This window comes from Arthrobacter sp. AIWTK1, from assembly GCF_056680535.1.
Genome location: NZ_CM155287.1, coordinates 3,065,282 through 3,080,998, shown reverse-complemented (window position 1 = coordinate 3,080,998; position 15,717 = coordinate 3,065,282). Strand labels below are relative to the sequence as shown.

General features: G+C 65.7%; 17 protein-coding genes. 9 read left to right on the top strand and 8 right to left on the bottom strand.

Annotated elements, in window-relative coordinates:
- Nucleotides 1–51: 51 nt before the first annotated feature.
- Both AC1MDG_RS14150 and AC1MDG_RS14145 read right to left on the bottom strand, forming a co-directional pair.
- On the bottom strand, nucleotides 52–936 hold the full coding sequence (locus tag AC1MDG_RS14150) for a glutamate ABC transporter substrate-binding protein (RefSeq protein ID WP_479804588.1): 885 nt from the start codon (nucleotides 934–936) through the stop codon (nucleotides 52–54).
- 69 nt (nucleotides 937–1,005) lie between these two features.
- Complete coding sequence (locus AC1MDG_RS14145; RefSeq protein ID WP_479804587.1) at nucleotides 1,006–1,761, bottom strand: amino acid ABC transporter ATP-binding protein; 756 nt, start codon at nucleotides 1,759–1,761, stop codon at nucleotides 1,006–1,008.
- 164 nt (nucleotides 1,762–1,925) lie between these two features.
- On the opposite strand from AC1MDG_RS14145, the gene AC1MDG_RS14140 reads away from it, so the two are divergent.
- From AC1MDG_RS14140 to AC1MDG_RS14125, 4 genes are all read left to right on the top strand, one after another.
- A complete protein-coding gene (locus tag AC1MDG_RS14140) occupies nucleotides 1,926–2,753 on the top strand; it encodes an LOG family protein (protein WP_479804585.1) in 828 nt (275 codons plus the stop codon).
- 23 nt (nucleotides 2,754–2,776) lie between these two features.
- Nucleotides 2,777–3,136, top strand: a complete 360-nt coding sequence (locus tag AC1MDG_RS14135) for a DivIVA domain-containing protein (protein ID WP_479804583.1) — start codon at nucleotides 2,777–2,779, stop codon at nucleotides 3,134–3,136.
- 74 nt (nucleotides 3,137–3,210) lie between these two features.
- Nucleotides 3,211–4,419: a hypothetical protein gene (locus AC1MDG_RS14130; RefSeq protein WP_479809107.1), complete on the top strand. Its 1,209-nt coding sequence runs from the start codon at nucleotides 3,211–3,213 to the stop codon at nucleotides 4,417–4,419.
- Nucleotides 4,420–4,661: 242 nt separating this feature from the next.
- Nucleotides 4,662–4,829 (top strand): DUF3117 domain-containing protein, encoded by a 168-nt coding sequence (locus AC1MDG_RS14125; RefSeq protein WP_009357720.1) that lies wholly within the window; start codon nucleotides 4,662–4,664, stop codon nucleotides 4,827–4,829.
- Nucleotides 4,830–4,873: 44 nt separating this feature from the next.
- Here AC1MDG_RS14125 and AC1MDG_RS14120 read toward each other — a convergent pair whose 3' ends face one another.
- Nucleotides 4,874–5,506 (bottom strand): O-methyltransferase, encoded by a 633-nt coding sequence (locus tag AC1MDG_RS14120; protein WP_479804582.1) that lies wholly within the window; start codon nucleotides 5,504–5,506, stop codon nucleotides 4,874–4,876.
- 301 nt (nucleotides 5,507–5,807) lie between these two features.
- Between AC1MDG_RS14120 and sigE the strand changes: the two genes are divergently transcribed.
- The 3 genes from sigE to AC1MDG_RS14105 all read left to right on the top strand — a co-directional run bounded on the left by sigE (nucleotide 5,808) and on the right by AC1MDG_RS14105 (nucleotide 8,005).
- Nucleotides 5,808–6,437: an RNA polymerase sigma factor SigE gene (gene sigE / locus AC1MDG_RS14115; RefSeq protein WP_011692635.1), complete on the top strand. Its 630-nt coding sequence runs from the start codon at nucleotides 5,808–5,810 to the stop codon at nucleotides 6,435–6,437.
- 161 nt (nucleotides 6,438–6,598) lie between these two features.
- Complete coding sequence (locus AC1MDG_RS14110; protein WP_479804580.1) at nucleotides 6,599–7,522, top strand: hypothetical protein; 924 nt, start codon at nucleotides 6,599–6,601, stop codon at nucleotides 7,520–7,522.
- Between the two features lie 81 nt (nucleotides 7,523–7,603).
- Entirely contained in the window at nucleotides 7,604–8,005 is a 402-nt protein-coding gene (locus AC1MDG_RS14105) for a twin-arginine translocase TatA/TatE family subunit (RefSeq protein ID WP_043482756.1), read from the top strand.
- 41 nt (nucleotides 8,006–8,046) lie between these two features.
- Here AC1MDG_RS14105 and AC1MDG_RS14100 read toward each other — a convergent pair whose 3' ends face one another.
- The 3 genes from AC1MDG_RS14100 to AC1MDG_RS14090 are packed head-to-tail and all read right to left on the bottom strand — an operon-like array spanning nucleotide 8,047 to nucleotide 11,172.
- Complete coding sequence (locus AC1MDG_RS14100; RefSeq protein WP_479804578.1) at nucleotides 8,047–9,174, bottom strand: Mrp/NBP35 family ATP-binding protein; 1,128 nt, start codon at nucleotides 9,172–9,174, stop codon at nucleotides 8,047–8,049.
- 11 nt (nucleotides 9,175–9,185) lie between these two features.
- Nucleotides 9,186–9,908 carry a DUF1003 domain-containing protein gene (locus AC1MDG_RS14095; RefSeq protein WP_479804576.1) on the bottom strand — a complete coding sequence of 241 codons (723 nt, stop codon included), beginning with the start codon at nucleotides 9,906–9,908 and terminating at the stop codon, nucleotides 9,186–9,188.
- A complete protein-coding gene (locus tag AC1MDG_RS14090; RefSeq protein ID WP_011692630.1) occupies nucleotides 9,889–11,172 on the bottom strand; it encodes a magnesium transporter MgtE N-terminal domain-containing protein in 1,284 nt (427 codons plus the stop codon). The genes AC1MDG_RS14095 and AC1MDG_RS14090 overlap by 20 nt, the downstream gene beginning before the upstream one ends.
- 76 nt (nucleotides 11,173–11,248) lie before the next feature.
- Here AC1MDG_RS14090 and AC1MDG_RS14085 point away from each other — a divergent pair, with 76 nt between their 5' ends.
- On the top strand, nucleotides 11,249–12,145 hold the full coding sequence (locus AC1MDG_RS14085; protein WP_479804574.1) for a YflT domain-containing protein: 897 nt from the start codon (nucleotides 11,249–11,251) through the stop codon (nucleotides 12,143–12,145).
- Nucleotides 12,146–12,205: 60 nt separating this feature from the next.
- Here AC1MDG_RS14085 and AC1MDG_RS14080 read toward each other — a convergent pair whose 3' ends face one another.
- Nucleotides 12,206–13,798, bottom strand: a complete 1,593-nt coding sequence (locus AC1MDG_RS14080) for an aminopeptidase P family protein (protein WP_479804573.1) — start codon at nucleotides 13,796–13,798, stop codon at nucleotides 12,206–12,208.
- A 133-nt stretch (nucleotides 13,799–13,931) separates the two neighbouring features.
- Here AC1MDG_RS14080 and AC1MDG_RS14075 point away from each other — a divergent pair, with 133 nt between their 5' ends.
- Entirely contained in the window at nucleotides 13,932–14,780 is an 849-nt protein-coding gene (locus AC1MDG_RS14075) for a PHP domain-containing protein (RefSeq protein WP_479804572.1), read from the top strand.
- 58 nt (nucleotides 14,781–14,838) lie between these two features.
- On the opposite strand, the gene AC1MDG_RS14070 is transcribed toward AC1MDG_RS14075, so the two are convergent.
- Entirely contained in the window at nucleotides 14,839–15,711 is an 873-nt protein-coding gene (locus AC1MDG_RS14070) for a DNA-methyltransferase (protein ID WP_479804571.1), read from the bottom strand.
- Between the last annotated feature and the right edge of the window lie 6 nt (nucleotides 15,712–15,717).

Sequence of the window (15,717 nt, the reverse complement as noted above, 5' to 3'; positions counted from 1 at the left end):
GGCGGTTGCCGGAGCCGCGGTGAGCGGACTCCGGCAACCGCCCCGAGCTGCTTAGTAGCGGTTGATGGCGGGGAGTTCCGGGGCCGTCTTGATGACGGAGCCAGCGGTTGCTTCCCAGGCCTTCTTGTACGACCCGTCCTTGCTGAACTCTTCCAGCTGGTCGTTGATCCAGTTGCGGAAAACGGTGTCGTCCTTCTTCAGGCCGATGCCGTAAGGCTCCTTGGTGAAGGTTTCATCCGAGGCGAGCTTGAAAGCTTCGGGTTCCTTGTCCACGAAGCCGGCCAGGATCACGTTGTCCGTGGTGATGGCTTCCACCTGCTTGTTGCGCAGCGGTTCCAGGCAGGCCGAGTAGGTAGCTGCCGGAACGAGTTCGGCTCCGTACTTTTCAACGATGGTGCCCGCGGGGGTGGACCCGGTCACGGAGCAGACCTTCTTGCCCTTGACGTCTTCGGGCTTCTTGATGCTGTCGTTGTCCTTGTTGACCATCAGGGCCTGTCCGGCCTCGTAGTACGGTCCGGCGAAGCTGACGACCTGCTTGCGCTTGTCGTTGATGGTGTAGGTGGCGATGACCAGATCCACCTTGCCCTGCTCGATGAAGGGTTCGCGGTTGGCCGAGACGGTCTCAGACCATTCGATCTTGTCGGCAGGGATGCCCAGCTTGGCAGCAATCAGTTTCCCCATCTCAACGTCAAAACCGATGGGCTTGCCGTCCAGGCCAACCTGGCCGAAGAGCGGCTGGTCAAACTTTGTGCCGATCTTGATGGAACCTGCCTTGGAGAGCTTCTCCATGGTGCTGCCTGCCGCAAAGGTTGGCTTCTCCGCGACTGAGGGGTTGCTGGTGGTTCCGCCGCCGCCGCCGCAGGCGCTCAGTGTCAGGGCGAGGGCTGCTGATGCTGCAACCACAAAGGACTTTCGTCGGGTCAAAAATGCCTTCATGACATTACCTTTCATAGGCGGCCACTGTGGTGGCCTAGGTGCGAACTGAGTTGGTGCGGACTCGGGGAATCAGTGAGTGAGGAGCTTGGAGAGGAAATCCTTGGCGCGGGTGCTCTTCGGGTTCGTGAAGAACTCTTCAGGAGTCGCGTCCTCGACGATCTGGCCGTCCGCCATGAACACCACGCGGTCGGCGGCCTTACGGGCGAAGCCCATTTCGTGGGTGACCACGATCATGGTCATCCCTTCCTTGGCCAGCTGGATCATGACGTCAAGGACTTCGTTGATCATCTCCGGATCAAGGGCAGAGGTGGGTTCGTCGAAGAGCATGACCTTCGGCTTCATGGCCAGGGCGCGGGCAATTGCCACACGCTGCTGCTGGCCGCCGGAGAGCTGGGCCGGCAGCTTGGGTGCCTGGTGTCCGACGCCGACGCGTTCCAGGAGCGCCATGGCGTCCTTGTCGGCCTGCGCCTTGGGTACGCCCTTTACCTTGATGGGCCCCAAGGTGACATTTTCGAGGATGGTCTTGTGGGCGAAGAGATTGAACGACTGGAAGACCATGCCGACGTCGGCGCGCAGCTTGGCAAGTTCCTTGCCTTCCTCCGGAAGTTCCTTGCCGTCGATGGCGATCTTGCCGTCATCGATCGTCTCCAGACGGTTGATGGCCCGGCAAAGAGTGGATTTGCCGGAACCGGAAGGTCCGATGACCACAACAACTTCGCCCTTGCGGACGCTGAGGTTGATGTCCTTCAGTACGTGCAGCTGGCCGTAGTGCTTGTTCACGGCTTTCAGGGAGACGAGCGCATCGCCGGGCACTTGAGTAGTCATAAGAGAGAATCTAGCGAACATTATCGGGATATGACGGCAATCACTCCAACTTCATGCAGATCGTAATTCAAGAGATACCTGCAGGTCAGCGCCCCGGGTTCCCGCTCCTGCGGGTTCGGACGCGCCGGACCGCCGCGCTTGTCGAACCGCGCTAGCCTTGGTGGATGAGTACCGATCCGCAGCCTTCTCCAACTCCAGTACCTCCCATTGCCACCCGCCACAAGGGTCCGCTGGAGCTGCGGCGCAAACAGGCAGCAGTGGAGATGTCGGACCAGCACCTGCTGGACACGAAAGGGCCGGGTCAGTTCGTCCACACGGATCCGTGGCGGGTCCTCAGGATCCAGAGCGAGTTCGTTGAAGGCTTTGGAGCACTCGCGGATCTGGGGCCGGCCGTCAGCGTGTTCGGGTCCGCCCGCACCAAGCCCGGCTCCGTCTACTACGAGCTGGGCGTTGAGGTGGGCCGCAAGCTGGCCGAAGCCGGGGTGGCGGTCATTACCGGCGGCGGGCCGGGCTCCATGGAAGCGGCCAATAAGGGTGCCGTCCAGGGCAACGGTGTCTCCGTGGGTCTCGGCATTGAGCTCCCGTTCGAACAAGGCCTCAACCAGTGGGTGGACCTCGGGATCAACTTCCGCTATTTCTTCGCGCGGAAGACGATGTTCGTGAAGTATGCCCAGGGCTTTATTGTGCTTCCGGGCGGCCTGGGCACCCTGGACGAACTCTTCGAGGCGATGGTCCTGGTCCAGACCCGGAAGGTCACCTCGTTCCCGATCGTGCTCCTCGGCACTGCTTTCTGGGGACCGATGATCGACTGGATCAGGGGCACGCTCGTGGAGGACGGCATGATCTCCGAGAAGGACCTGAGCCTCATTCAGGTTGTGGACGAGCCTGCACATGCTGTGGACCTGGTGATCCACGGTGCCATCCGGCCGTCGCCGGGAACCAGTGCAGGCAACGGAGCGGGCGGGCCGAACGGCAACCAGCGTCCGGAGTAACGGCTACGCCGGCGTCTGGCACGATGGAGCCTGTGAGTTTCTTCCTGATATTCCTCGCCATCGCTCTGATCGGCGCCGCGCTCTTCTTCGGAGCTGACTCCGCGTCGGGTGTCTTTCGTCGCCGGCGGCCCGCCGAGTCCGCGCTTTTGGACGGTTTCGACGAGCCCGTCGCCTCGCTGCCCCCGGTACTGCTTCCTGCGGAGGCCTCGCCTGCCGATATTGACCGGCTCCGGTTTGCCCTGGGACTGCGCGGCTACCGCATGGATCAGGTTGACCAGGTCTTGGACGATCTCAGGGACCAGCTTGCCGCCAAGGACCGCGAAATTGAACGGCTGCGGATGGAACTCCACGCGCCGGCGCAGCCGGGGGAGAGCGGGCCTTGAGCCAACAGGGCGCTTCCGCGGGACGGGTGGTGCAGGAGGGAAACCCGGGACTGAACGCCCTGGTTCGGAAAAGGATGGGATCGGCCGCTGCACGCGCGGGCGGGTGGCCATGGTGGGCGCAGGTGGCATGCGTCTATGTCGCTGCACGGATTGTCAGCGCCTGCATCTTTATGGCGGCCGCCCTGCACCAGGGAGTCAATCCATGGTTCCCCGCCAAGCCTGACTACTGGAACTTCATCAACATCTGGGACGCCCGCTGGTACGGCGAGGTGCTCCTGAACGGTTACCCGCGTCAGCTTCCCGTGGACGACGGCGGTAACGTGCGGGAGAACGCCTGGGCTTTTTACGCGCTCTTTCCGATGCTGGGGCGGGCAGTGTCGGCCATGACGGGCCTGGAGCCCGCCCTGGCACTCACGTTCATCGCGATGGCTGCCGGGCTGGGAGCCGCCCTGGTGGTGTATTGCCTCTTCCGGCAGAAAGCCGCCCACCGCACGGCCATGTGGGGGGTGGCCTTCTTCTCCACCTTCCCCGTGGCCGCCGTCCTCCAGGTTCCCTATGCCGAGTCGCTGAACCTGCTGCTGCTGGCGTCGGCACTGCTCCTGGTCATGCAGAGGCGATATCTGTGGGCTATGCCGGTAGTCGTCCTGATGTGCCTTTCCCGGCCCACGGGGGTTCCGTTTGCCGCCATGGCCGGAGGGTTGCTCGCCTACCGTCTGTGGGAGCGCACCCGTCCCGCCGTCCCGGGTGGCCGGACGGACCCGCCGCACAGCAGACGTGACCTCCTGGCCCTTGCGGCTTTGACCGCCATCAGCGGACTCAGCGCCCTGATGTGGCCCGCCATCGCCTGGGTGGTAACCAGTGATCCCGCTGCCTATACCAAGACGGAAACCGTCTGGCGCGGCCATGACCTGGTTCCTTTTAAACCCTGGTTCGACACCGGGATCCAGCTTTTCGGGCCCGTGCTGGGCGTCCTGGCGCCATTTGTGTTCGTTGCCGCCTTCGCGCTGCTGATGAGTTCTCCGCCCGTGGTGGCCCTGGGGGCCGAGCTGCGGCTCTGGTGTGTCTGCTACATGGGTTACCTGCTCGTGTTCCTGCACCCGCAAACCAGCACATTCCGGATGCTGCTGCCGCTCTTTCCGCTGGCGCTGAGCGCAGCCCTCCTGTCGCGTTCCCGCGCCTACCGGGGAACCGTGGTCACCATGTTCGTCCTGCTCCAGGTTGTCTGGATCGTGTGGCTGTGGGCTTGGGCCCAGCTCCCGGGCGGGGGAGACTATCCGCCCTGAGCCGGTCCGCGGCATTATGACGGAGGCCACAGTCGGCCAGAAATTTCCAAGTGATGAAGAAAATCCATCAATTAGCTACAGCCGGGTAATTACAGGATAATAGGGTTAAGCATGAACAAATTGCATTCACATCTGTTCAGCCATGGCGGTAGCTGCAAGGCCGCCATAGCGGCTTGATTGACGACGCGGCCACAGCCCGCCCGGGCTGGTAGGTCCTGGGACTATTGGAGGGGATTTTCCTCATGGCGGCTATGAAACCACGCACCGGCGACGGCCCTATGGAAGTAACCAAAGAGGGCCGCAGCTTGATTATGCGTGTGCCGCTCGAAGGCGGGGGGCGGCTTGTGGTCGAACTTAACGCGGCAGAGGCGGCAAACCTCAAGGAATGCCTCGTCGGCGTTACCGAATAGATTTGCTCGGGAAGGCCCGCAGCCGTATGGTTGCGGGCCCTTCCTTATTTCTTGACCGCTACCAACAAACCGTCACCGGTGGGCAGCATGGCCGAGGCCAGCCGTTCGTCGTCGCGGATTGCCTTGCCCACCTGGCGAAGAACCACCGTGGTTGAATCCCGGGCCGCCGGATTGGCCACACGGTCCTTGTCGAGGGCGTCGTTGATGATCAGCAGCCCCCCGCGCTTCAATAGCCGGATGGCCTGCTCTACATAGCCCGGGATGCCCGGCTGGTCCGCGTCGATGAACACAAGGTCGTAGGCGCCGTCGGTCAGCCGCGGCAGCACGTCGCCGGCACGGCCGGAAATGGTGCGCGTGCGGTTGGCAGGGCTTCCGGCTTCCTGGAATGCCTCCCGTGCCGCCCTGAGGTGTTCCACGTCCACGTCGATGGTGGTCAGGACCGCCTGGGGGCCGAGGCCGCGGAGCAGGCAGACACCGGACACGCCGGCGCCCGTGCCGATTTCCACCGCTGTCTGTGCTTTCGAAGCTGCCGCCAGTACGGTCAGCACCGCTCCGACGCCCGGTCCGACCGGGGTCACGCCCAGTTCAAAGGAACGCTCCCGAGCATGCAGCAATACTTCATCCTCGGCAGGCAGATCTTCTGCATAGGACCAGCTCGTGGACTTATCGGCGCTCATGAGGATTCGCTTTCTGGGCGGCAGGGGATTGTTCCTAACAGCGTACTGTGTCCGGGGGTGCCGGGCCCGGAGGTGACGGCCGGGCGGGCTGTGGCTCCGGCCCGATGTGACAGGAACCACCGTTTCCAGCCCGCCGGCGTGGGAGGCATGTTTCCGCCCAAGGCTGAAGCCCCGGGAAAGTCAGGAAATTCCCAGCCAACTTTGAAATGATAGTTATCCGCTCATCCAGGAGGTGATCGGCGCCGAAGTACTGGTGTCAGCACCATCCAGGCGTTAGTACCATCCACGAGGGGAGTGGACGATGTCAGCATCAGTTGTGGCACCTGTCCCGGCAATTGAAGATTCAGTGGCCCAGTCAGAAGCCGAGTGGGTCAGGCCCACCTGGGAGGAAGTGGTCACGAACCACTCCGCCAAAGTCTACCGCCTTGCCTACCGTTTGACCGGCAACAAGTACGACGCCGAAGACCTCACCCAGGAGGTGTTCGTCCGCGTCTTCCGGTCGCTGGAGAACTTCAAGCCCGGCACCCTGGACGGCTGGCTGCACCGGATCACCACCAACCTCTTCCTGGACCAGGCCCGCCGCAAGAGCCGCATCCGCTTCGACGCCCTCGCGGAAGACGCCGAATCGCGGCTGCCCGGCCGCGAACCCGGCCCGGAACAGAGCTTCGAATTCAACAACCTGGACCTCGACGTGCAGGCGGCCCTGGAGGAACTGCCCCCGGACTTCCGGGCCGCCGTCGTACTTTGCGACCTCGAAGGCCTGTCCTATGACGAGGTGGCCGAGGCGTTGGGCGTCAAACTCGGAACCGTGCGGTCCCGCATCCACCGCGGGCGCACCATGCTCCGGGAAAAGCTGGCGCACCGTGATCCCCGCACCAGGCAGTCCCTCAAGCCGCGGCTCAAACTGCCGCGCATCGCTGGCATCCTCTGATCGGCTCCATGGGTCAGCTGATAAACCTGCTGCGTGGCCTTGGAGGCAGCTGTCCGCGCGGACTTTTGCCGCGCAGCAAGCGCGGCCGCAGTGCCAAACACATTAAGTCCTGCCCCGAATGCACGTCCCTGCAGTGGCGTGAGCGCCAGTATCTTGAACGCATGCGCCGCGCCTCGATCCCCGCGGCGAGCGACGACTTCACGGCCAGGCTGCTGGCCCGGACCCAGCAACTCGCCAGCGCGCCCGCGGGGCCGGGCGGAAACACCGCGGCCTGGCACGCAGCCGGCACCAGCGCCCCGGGGCCGCAGCCGCTGAGGCTGCTGGGCCTCGCAGCCGGCGGAGCCGTTGCCGCGGCAGGCGTAGTCACCGCAGCCGCTTATTTCATGGCCGGAGACCCCCAGCCCGTGGCACAGGGAGCCCCCGTAGCGTCGGCTCAGCAGGAGGAAACCACGTTCGGGCTGCAGTCGTCGACCGGCTCCGCGTCCCTGGGGGCCGCCGGCATGCTGACAAGCGCCGACCTTGAGGGGCTCCGCGCGCAGGGATGGTCATGCCCGGAGCTCCGGGACATGGGCTTCCACATGCTGTGGGCGCGCCGTGAAGCGGTGGCGGGGCAGGGCGTCCTGGAGCTGAGGCTTACCGACGGAAAGCACTTTGCCACCGTCCTGGAACAGCATCCGCAGCCGGGCGCAGTGGGCGCTGAGTCATCGGCGGTGCCGGCGTCCTCGCCCACGAATATCCTGACAGGCCGTCCTGCCGCGGACGACGGGTTCGTGCCTGCGTCCGACGGCGCTGCCGGCGCTTCCGGCGCTTCCGCAGGCGGGGCACTGTGGATCAACGCTGCGGCGCCGTGGCGGGCCATTTACCAGGCACCGGGTGTGACGTTCACCTACATTTCGGATTTGCCCGCTGACACGGCGGACGACGGCGTGGCAGAGCTGGTCCGCACGGGTTCCGTGAAGCCCGTGCGCGCCATCGGGGAGCCCGCAAGGGACGCAGCGGCCGGCACTGCCGCCGCGGCTCCGGAAGAGCTGACCGCGAGGCTGCAGCGCGGACTGGGCCGCATGATCGAGCTGTTCACGCCATGAGCTGCCAGCCCGCCGGGGGCGGCGTGCTGTGGTCCGCGTCAGAATCGTCACCAGTGTGCCGGAGAGGGTAATCTTCCTAGGGTGTTTGGAATCAACGGTCCGGAATTTCTTCTTCTGCTGATCATCGGCGTCCTGGTGATCGGCCCCAGCCGGCTGCCCGAATACACCCAGAAGCTGGCTAACCTGGTAAAGGAAGTCCGGCGGATGGCGTCCGGCGCCCGGGAACAGATCAAGGACGAAGTCGGGATCGACATCGACGAGGTTGACTGGAAGAAATACGACCCGCGCCAGTACGATCCCCGCCGGATTATCAAGGAAGCCCTGCTCGACGACGACACCAAGCCCGTCAGCGCCGGGGCGCCGGCAGCGGTTGCGGCCGTTGCCTCGGCCTCCGCCGCGTCCTACGCGGAAGAGCGTCCGGCACGCGTTATTGAACGGCTGGCCGACGGCGAGCGGGCGCCGTTCGACACCGAGGCCACCTAGGCCCGGATTTCGACGGCTCAGTCACCGGGCTAACGGCTCAGTCACCGGGGCTGCAGGCCCAGCTTCATTCCCGTCAGCCCACGCGGCCTTGCCGCGAGCTTCCCCGCAATTTCCGTCAGTGCCTTGGCTGCAGGAGTCTCAGGCCGGCCCAGCACGATCGGCTGACCGGCGTCACCGCCCTCGCGGAGCAGGATGTCCAGGGGCACCTGGCCCAGTAGCGGGACGTCGGACCCGACCGTTGCGGTCAGCCGCTCGGCGAGGACAGCGCCGCCGCCGCTGCCAAACAGTTCCATCCTGCCGCCGTCGGGCATTTCCAGGTAGGACATGTTCTCCACGATCCCTGCCACGGACTGACCCGTCTGCATGGCGATGGCACCCGCCCGCTCGGCGACGTCGGCGGCGGCGGTTTGCGGCGTGGTGACCACCAGGATCTCTGCTTTCGGAAGCAGCTGCGCCACGGAAATGGCGATGTCGCCGGTGCCCGGCGGAAGGTCAAGGAGGAGGGCGTCCAGGTCGCCGAAGTAGACGTCGGTGAGGAACTGCTCAAGGGCCCGGTGAAGCATGGGCCCGCGCCACGCCACCGGCTGGTTGCCCTTGACGAACATGCCGATGGAGATGACTTTCACGCCGTAGGCCACCGGGGGGAGGATCATGTCGTCCACACGGGTGGGGGCCTGGTCGATGCCCATCAGGGCCGGGACCGAGAAGCCGTACACGTCTGCGTCGATGATGCCGACGCGCAGGCCCTGGGCAGCCATGGCGCAGGCGAGGTTGACAGTCACGGAGGACTTGCCCACTCCGCCCTTGCCGCTGGCCACGGCAAAGACCTTGGTGAGTGAACCGGGCTGGTTGAACGGAATTCCGCGCTGGCCGCCGGGTCCACGGAGCTGCTCTTTCAAGGCGTCCCGCTGCTCCTGCGTCATGACTTTAAGCTCGACGTCGACCGCGGTCACTCCGGGGACCGCGGACAGGGCGGCCGTTGAGTCCGCGGTGATGGTGCCGCGGAGCGGGCAGCCCGCAATGGTGAGCAGCACAACGAGCCGGACCCGGCCGTCGTCGGCGATATCCACCGACTCCACCATGCCGAGTTCGGTGATGGGGCGGCGCAGTTCGGGATCGATGACAGTGGCCAGTGCAGCGTCCAGTGCCTGGGCCAGGGGGGTGCTCATACGGTCGGCGCTCAGCTTTCGGGGGTATTTAGGTGCGCAGGGTATCCGGGATGTTCCGGCCTGACCCTGGGGATCTGCTGGGTCCGCGGGTTGCGCTGCTTGTCGCGCCGTTCCTTCAGCCGCTCCTTGACCTTGTCCTTGGGCGACTCGTGGCTGCCGGCACCGGACGGGTCATGCGTGCGGAGTTCTTCCTGCGCCTCCAGCATGTCCTCCAGGAGGCTGCGTAGTTCGGCACGGACGTAGTCACGGGTGGCAACTTCGCGCAGTGCGATGCGCAACGACGCCAGTTCCCTGGTGAGGTATTCGGTGTCCGAGAGATTGCGTTCGGCGCGCTGGCGGTCCTGCTGCAAGGACACGCGGTCACGGTCGTCCTGGCGGTTCTGGGCCAGCAGCAGCAGCGGTGCCGCATAGGACGCCTGCAGCGACAGCATCAGGGTGAGCAGGGTGAAGCCGAGGTCCCGGGAGTCGAACTGCCAGTCCACCGGAGCCCAGGTGTTCCAGACCAGCCAGAAGATGCAGAACACCGTCATGTAGACCAGGAACTGCGGCGTTCCCATAAAGCGGGCAAAGCCTTCGGTCGTCTGGCCGAAGGCGTCCGGGTTGGGCGAGAACTTCGGCAGGATCCGCTGGCGCCCGCTCAGGGGTGTGTCGAGGCTGCCTTTGCCTCCGCCTTTACCGCCCGGCCGGGCAAGGGAGGTTCTGGGTGTGCTGTTATCAGCCAACGCGGCCTCCAAGCTTCCTTATCGGGGCGTCGTCCTCGTGGGCGCGCCAGTCATCCGGGAGTAGGTGATCCAACACGTCATCAACAGTCACCGCCCCCACAAGCCGACCGTCGCTGTTTACCACGGGGAGCGAGTTGAGGTTGTAGGTGGCCAGGGTACGGGCCACCTCGCTGATGTGCGCCTGGTCCGAGACCGGTTCCAGGGTTTTGTCCACGAGGTTGCCCAGCGGTTCCGGCGGCGGGTAGCGCAGCAGCTGCTGGATGTGGACGACGCCGAGGAAACGGCCGGTCGGCGTCTCCAGCGGAGGCCGGGCAATGAAGATCGACGAGGCCAGGGCGGGGGAGAGTTCCTCGCGGCGGACGTGGGCGAGGGCCTCGGCGACGGTGGCCTCTGGCGGGAGGATGACCGGGACCGGGGTCATCAGACCGCCGGCGGTGTCCTCGTCGTACTCCAGTAGGCGGCGGACGTCTTCGGCACCCTCGGGTTCCATGAGCTGAAGCAGTTCCTCCGCCTGGGCGCTGGGGAGTTCGGCGAGGAGGTCGGCGGCGTCGTCCGGGTCCATTTCCTCCAGCACGTCGGCGGCGCGGTTGACGTCGAGGGCGGAGAGGATTTCCACCTGGTCACCTTCGGGCATCTCCTGGAGGACATCGGCCAGGCGCTCGTCCTGGAGTTCGCTGGCGACCTCGAAGCGGCGCTTATCGCTCATTTCCTGGAGGGCCTCGGCGAAGTCGGCAGGCTTCAGGTCCTCGTGGGTGGCGACGAACTGGGTGGCGGCCTGCGGCTCCGTCTTGGCGCCCTGCTGCGCGTCTGCCCAGTCGATGATCATGGTCTCGTTGCGGCGCAGCCGGCTCAACGGGGAGAGGGAGTGGCCGCGGCGGACGAAAAGCTTGCTGACAAACCAGTCGCCGGAACGGTGCTTGTCCATCGCGATGTCCTCGATGGTGGCGTCGCCGCTGCCATCGGCGAGGGTCACGCGGCGGTCGAACATCTCAGCCACCACGAGGGTTTCCGCGCCGCGCTGTTCGAAGCGGCGCAGATTGACCAGGCCCGTGCAGATGATCTGGGTCTGGTCGATTGAGGTGATTCGGGTCATCGGCACGAAGACGCGCTTCTTGCCGGGTACTTCCACGACGATGCCCACCACGTGCGGGGCGCCCCGGGTGCCGCGGGAGAGCACGACGACGTCGCGCAGCCTGCCGAGACGGTCGCCCAGGGGGTCGAAAACATCCAGTCCGAGGAGGCGCGCAACAAACACCCGCGAAATATTTGTGCTCACCACTACAGGCTACCGAGTCTGCTCTCTTTTAGCTGAATTTCAGCCCGCTCACAGCCGGATGGGCAAGAATAGAGGTATGTCAAACATTTTTGGTGCCCCCAAGGCCGGTGTCCCGAACGGGCCGGACGAGTTCCGCACGGTTCCGGCCGGGGACACCGTCGGTTCGTATTCCTCCTACTTGGACGCCCAAAAGGCGGTGGACTACCTGGCAGACCAGCAGTTCCCCGTCCAGCTGGTGTCCATCGTGGGTAACGACCTGAAGATGGTTGAGCGCGTCACCGGCCGGCTGAGCTACCCCCGGGTCGCCTTGTCGGGCGCACTGAGCGGAATGTGGTTCGGCCTGTTCGTGGGCGTCATGCTGTCCTTCTTCTCGCCCACCGGCGGCTACTTCTCGATCGTGACCTCAGTGCTCATGGGTGCGGCGTTCTTTATGCTTTTCGGCATCGTGACCTACGCCATGCAGCGGGGGAAGCGCGACTTTACCTCCACGAGCCAGGTGGTGGCCACCAACTACGACGTCGTCGTGGCCTTTGAGGCATCCCATGAGGCCCGCCGCATGCTGCAGCAGCTGCCCATGACCACGTCGGATGCCTCCGCCGGGGCCGCATCCTACGGCCAGGGGGGCTACCAGAACCAGCCGTTCCAACAGCCGGGGCACCAGCAGGGGCCGGAGCACGGCCCGCAGCAGGGATCCGGTCCCCAGCGCCCCGCGGGCTGGAGTGATCCTTACGGCCAAAAAGCGCCAGAGGCCGGGAGCCAGCCGTCCACGGGTGCGCACGCTGCGCCCGCAGCGGGCCACGGGCCGCAGGCCCCCGCCGGTGAACAGGGCCAGCACCGGGCCGGGCCAACACCCGCAGTGCGCTACCCGGACCTCCCGGACGGCCGGCCCCAGTACGGTGTCCGCGTGAGCGACGCCCCCAAACAGGAGGACGCTCCCAGGCAGGAAACCGCCGAGGGCGGCAACCAGCATTAGCCCCGCTACACCAAGGCCTCCGTCCGGAACGATCCGGACGGAGGCCTTTGTGTAAGCAGCTTACGGCTGCGGGTGCTCGGCTTCCTGGTAGATGCCCGCCATCCAGGCCTCGACGTCGTCCGCCTGGCGGGGAAGGGCGGCGCTGAGGTTGACGGGGCCGTCGGCCGTCATCAGAATGTCGTCCTCGATCCGGACGCCGATGCCGCGGTATTCCGCCGGAATCGCGAGGTCTTCGTTCTTGAAGTACAGGCCCGGCTCGATGGTGAACACCATGCCCGGGGTGAGGACGCCGTCCAGGTAGAGCTCGCGCTTGGCCTGGGCACAGTCGTGCACGTCGAGGCCAAGGTGGTGGCTGGTGCCGTGGGGCATCCAGCGGCGGTGCTGCTGGCCCTCGGGGCTGATGGCTTCCTCGACGGAGACGGGCAGCAGGCCCCATTCGGCCAGCCGCTCGGCCAGGACTGTGGTGGCGGCCGTGTGGATGTCGCGGAACTTGGTGCCCGGCTGAGCCGCGGCGAAGCCGGCGTCCGCGGCGTCCAGGACAGCCTCGTAGACCTTGCGCTGGACCTCGGTAAACGTGCCGTTGGCGGGCAGGGTGCGGGTGACGTCCGCCGTGTAGAGGGAATCCGCCTCAACGCCTGCGTCCAGCAGCAGCAGTTCGCCGGCGTTGACCTTTCCGGTGTTCCGCGTCCAGTGCAGCACCGTGGCGTTGTTGCCCGAGGCCGCGATGGTGTCGTAGCCCAGCTCGTTGCCCTCTTCCCGGGCACGGGCAAAGAAGGCACCCTCGACCACACGCTCGCCGCGCTGGTGCGTCAGGGCGCGGGGGAGGGCCTTGACGACTTCGGTGAAACCTTCCACCGTGGCGGCCACGGCGATCTTCATCTGCTCGACTTCCCACGCATCCTTGAGCAGGCGGAGTTCGGAGAGGGCCTCGGTGAGCTTCTCATCGAGGGCGTCCAGCACGCCCAGGTCCAGGTTTTCCGGATCCTTGGCGGTGTTGTAGCGGGCCGTGTCCACCAATGCGTCGATGTTCTCGTCCACCTTGCGCACCAGCCGGATGGAGATGCCGCCGATTTCGGGGGCGCCCACGTTCTTGGTGATGGCCAGTTCGAGCTCGTCGATGTGAGCCGTGGGGAGGCCCAGCCGGCGCTCGAATTCTGCCAGCGTGGGGCGGGCGCCGATCCAGAATTCACCCGAGCGGGAGTCTGCATAGAACTGTTCGGTGTCCCGGCCGGCAAGGGGACGGAAGTAAAGAGTGGCGCGGTGGTTCCCGCCGTCGTCGCCCTTTCCTTCTTCAACCGGTTCGAAAATGAGCACGGCGTCGGGCTCGTGGTCGAGGCCCAGGCCCGTCAGGTGGGCAAATCCCGAGTGGGGACGGAAACGGTAGTCGCAGTCATTGGAGCGGACCTTCAGCGGCCCGGCAGGGACTACCAGGCGTTCGCCCTTGAACAGGCCGGAAATGGTCCGGCGCCGGGCGGCGGCGTGATCGGCAACGGCGTCCCGGTCCGGGAGCTCTTGTGCCGAGGGCGCCCAGTTGCTGGCCATGAAGGCCTTGAAGGCGTCGGAACTGGGCCGCTGCGAGCGGTTGTTGACGCGCTCTTCGAGGGGCTGGTTTGCTGTCGTTTCACCGTTGTAGGTGTTGTCTGCATCGTTCACCGTCCCATAGTCTCACCAGCGGCGTGGCCGGGGCCACCGAGCCCTGCACCGGCCACTCCACCGAACACTGCACCGGCCACTCCACCGACCACTGCACCGGCCGTCCACGCCGGCCATCTACTAGGCTGGGCAGGTGAGGATTGATCTGCATGCCCACTCGAATGTTTCCGACGGCACGGAGGCGCCCGCAGCGGTGATGGCGGCCGCCGCAGCTGCAGGACTGGATGTGGTGGCCCTGACCGACCACGACTCCACCGACGGCTGGGCTGAGGCATCCCGGGCTGCCCGGGCCGAAGGGGTTGCCCTGGTGCCCGGCATGGAGATTTCCTGCCGGACGGAGGAAGGCATCAGCGTCCACCTGCTCAGTTACCTCCACGATCCGGCGCATCCCGGCCTGCTGGAGGAGATCACGAAGGCCAAGGACGCGCGCCTCATCCGGGCCGAACGCATGGTCACCCTCCTGGCAGAGGATTACCCGTTGAGCTGGGACGACGTCATCCACCATGTGGCGCCGGGTGCAACGCTGGGACGGCCGCACATCGCCGACGCCCTGGTGGCGGCCGGGGTGGTCGCGGACCGGACCGAGGCCTTTGCCTCGATCCTGACATCGCAGTCCCGGTACTTTGTCCAGCACTACGCCCCGGATCCGGCCTTCGCCGTTGCACTGGTCCGGGAGGCGGGAGGCGTGCCCGTGTTCGCCCACCCGGTGGCGTCCGCCCGCGGAAGGGTGGTGGGCAGGCACACCTACCTGGAAATGATCGACGCCGGACTGGCCGGCCTGGAGATCGACCACCGCGACAACACTGAGCGCGGCCGGGCCATGCTCCGTGCGCTCGCTGAAGAGCATGGCCTGCTGGTCACGGGCTCCTCGGACTACCACGGCACCGGCAAACCGAACCTGCTGGGCGAGAACCTCACGGCACCTGAGGTCCTGGCGAGGATCGAAGAGCAAGCCAGCGGAACCGCCGTCGTCCGCCCCTAAACCCAAGTAGGTAGCAGCAGGTGTCGTTTTGGCCGCCCAAAACGACACCTGCTGCTACCTAGTTGGGCGGGAACGTGGTGAAGGTCGCGTGCGCTCCCAGCCGGCCCGTCATAACGTCGATGGCCGGCTGGTTCTGGTCCACGCAGACGAATTTCCGGCCTAGTTTGGCGGCCACGGCACCCAGGGTGCCGGAGCCGGCGAAGAAGTCCAGGCACCAGTCACCGGGCCTGCTGGAAGCGGCCACCACGCGGCGGACCAGGCCCTCGGGCTTCTGCGTCGGATATCCGGTCTTCTCCTTGCCGGTGGGGGACACGATGGTGTGCCACCAGACGTCGGTGGGCAGCTTGCCGAGCTCCCGCTTTTCCGGAGTGACCAGTCCGGGCGCCATGTACGGTTCGCGGTCCACTTCAGCGCTGTCGAAGTGGTACTTGGCCGGGTTCTTGACGTACACCAGGATGTTGTCGTGCTTGGTGGGCCAGCGGAACTTGGCCCGGGCGCCGTAGTCGTACGCCCAGATGATTTCGTTCAGGAAGCACTCCCGGCCGAAGATGGCGTCCAGCATCACCTTGGCGTAATGGACTTCCCGGTAGTCCAGGTGGAGGTACAGGGTGCCGTCATCGGCCAGCAGCCGCCACGCCTCCACGAGCCTGGGTTCCAGGAAGGACCAGTAGTCGCTGAAGGCGTCGTCGTATTTGTGCAGGGCGCCTTTGATCGTGTCGTAGGAGCGGCCCTTGAAGCCCACGCGGTCGCCGCCGCCGTCAGCGTTGCGCACCATGGTGGTCTGCTGGCGGCTTTGGGCACGCCCCGTGTTGAACGGGGGGTCGACGTAGATGAGTGTGAAGGCGCCGTCCGGCAGCGTGGGGAGGTACTCGGCGTTATCCGCGTGTACCACCAGGTTGCTGCCGTCCGGCGCCCAGACGGTGTCAGTCATTGAGGG

Excerpts from the sequence above, each read along its gene's own strand:
- AC1MDG_RS14150 (WP_479804588.1), bottom strand. The coding sequence starts at position 936 with ATGAAGGCATTTTTGACCCGACGAAAGTCCTTTGTGGTTGCAGCATCA.
- AC1MDG_RS14145 (WP_479804587.1), bottom strand. The coding sequence starts at position 1,761 with ATGACTACTCAAGTGCCCGGCGATGCGCTCGTCTCCCTGAAAGCCGTG.
- AC1MDG_RS14140 (WP_479804585.1), top strand. The coding sequence starts at position 1,926 with ATGAGTACCGATCCGCAGCCTTCTCCAACTCCAGTACCTCCCATTGCC.
- AC1MDG_RS14135 (WP_479804583.1), top strand. The coding sequence starts at position 2,777 with ATGGAGCCTGTGAGTTTCTTCCTGATATTCCTCGCCATCGCTCTGATC.
- AC1MDG_RS14130 (WP_479809107.1), top strand. The coding sequence starts at position 3,211 with ATGGGATCGGCCGCTGCACGCGCGGGCGGGTGGCCATGGTGGGCGCAG.
- AC1MDG_RS14125 (WP_009357720.1), top strand. The coding sequence starts at position 4,662 with ATGGCGGCTATGAAACCACGCACCGGCGACGGCCCTATGGAAGTAACC.
- AC1MDG_RS14120 (WP_479804582.1), bottom strand. The coding sequence starts at position 5,506 with ATGAGCGCCGATAAGTCCACGAGCTGGTCCTATGCAGAAGATCTGCCT.
- sigE (WP_011692635.1), top strand. The coding sequence starts at position 5,808 with ATGTCAGCATCAGTTGTGGCACCTGTCCCGGCAATTGAAGATTCAGTG.
- AC1MDG_RS14110 (WP_479804580.1), top strand. The coding sequence starts at position 6,599 with ATGCGCCGCGCCTCGATCCCCGCGGCGAGCGACGACTTCACGGCCAGG.
- AC1MDG_RS14100 (WP_479804578.1), bottom strand. The coding sequence starts at position 9,174 with ATGAGCACCCCCCTGGCCCAGGCACTGGACGCTGCACTGGCCACTGTC.
- AC1MDG_RS14085 (WP_479804574.1), top strand. The coding sequence starts at position 11,249 with ATGTCAAACATTTTTGGTGCCCCCAAGGCCGGTGTCCCGAACGGGCCG.
- AC1MDG_RS14070 (WP_479804571.1), bottom strand. The coding sequence starts at position 15,711 with ATGACTGACACCGTCTGGGCGCCGGACGGCAGCAACCTGGTGGTACAC.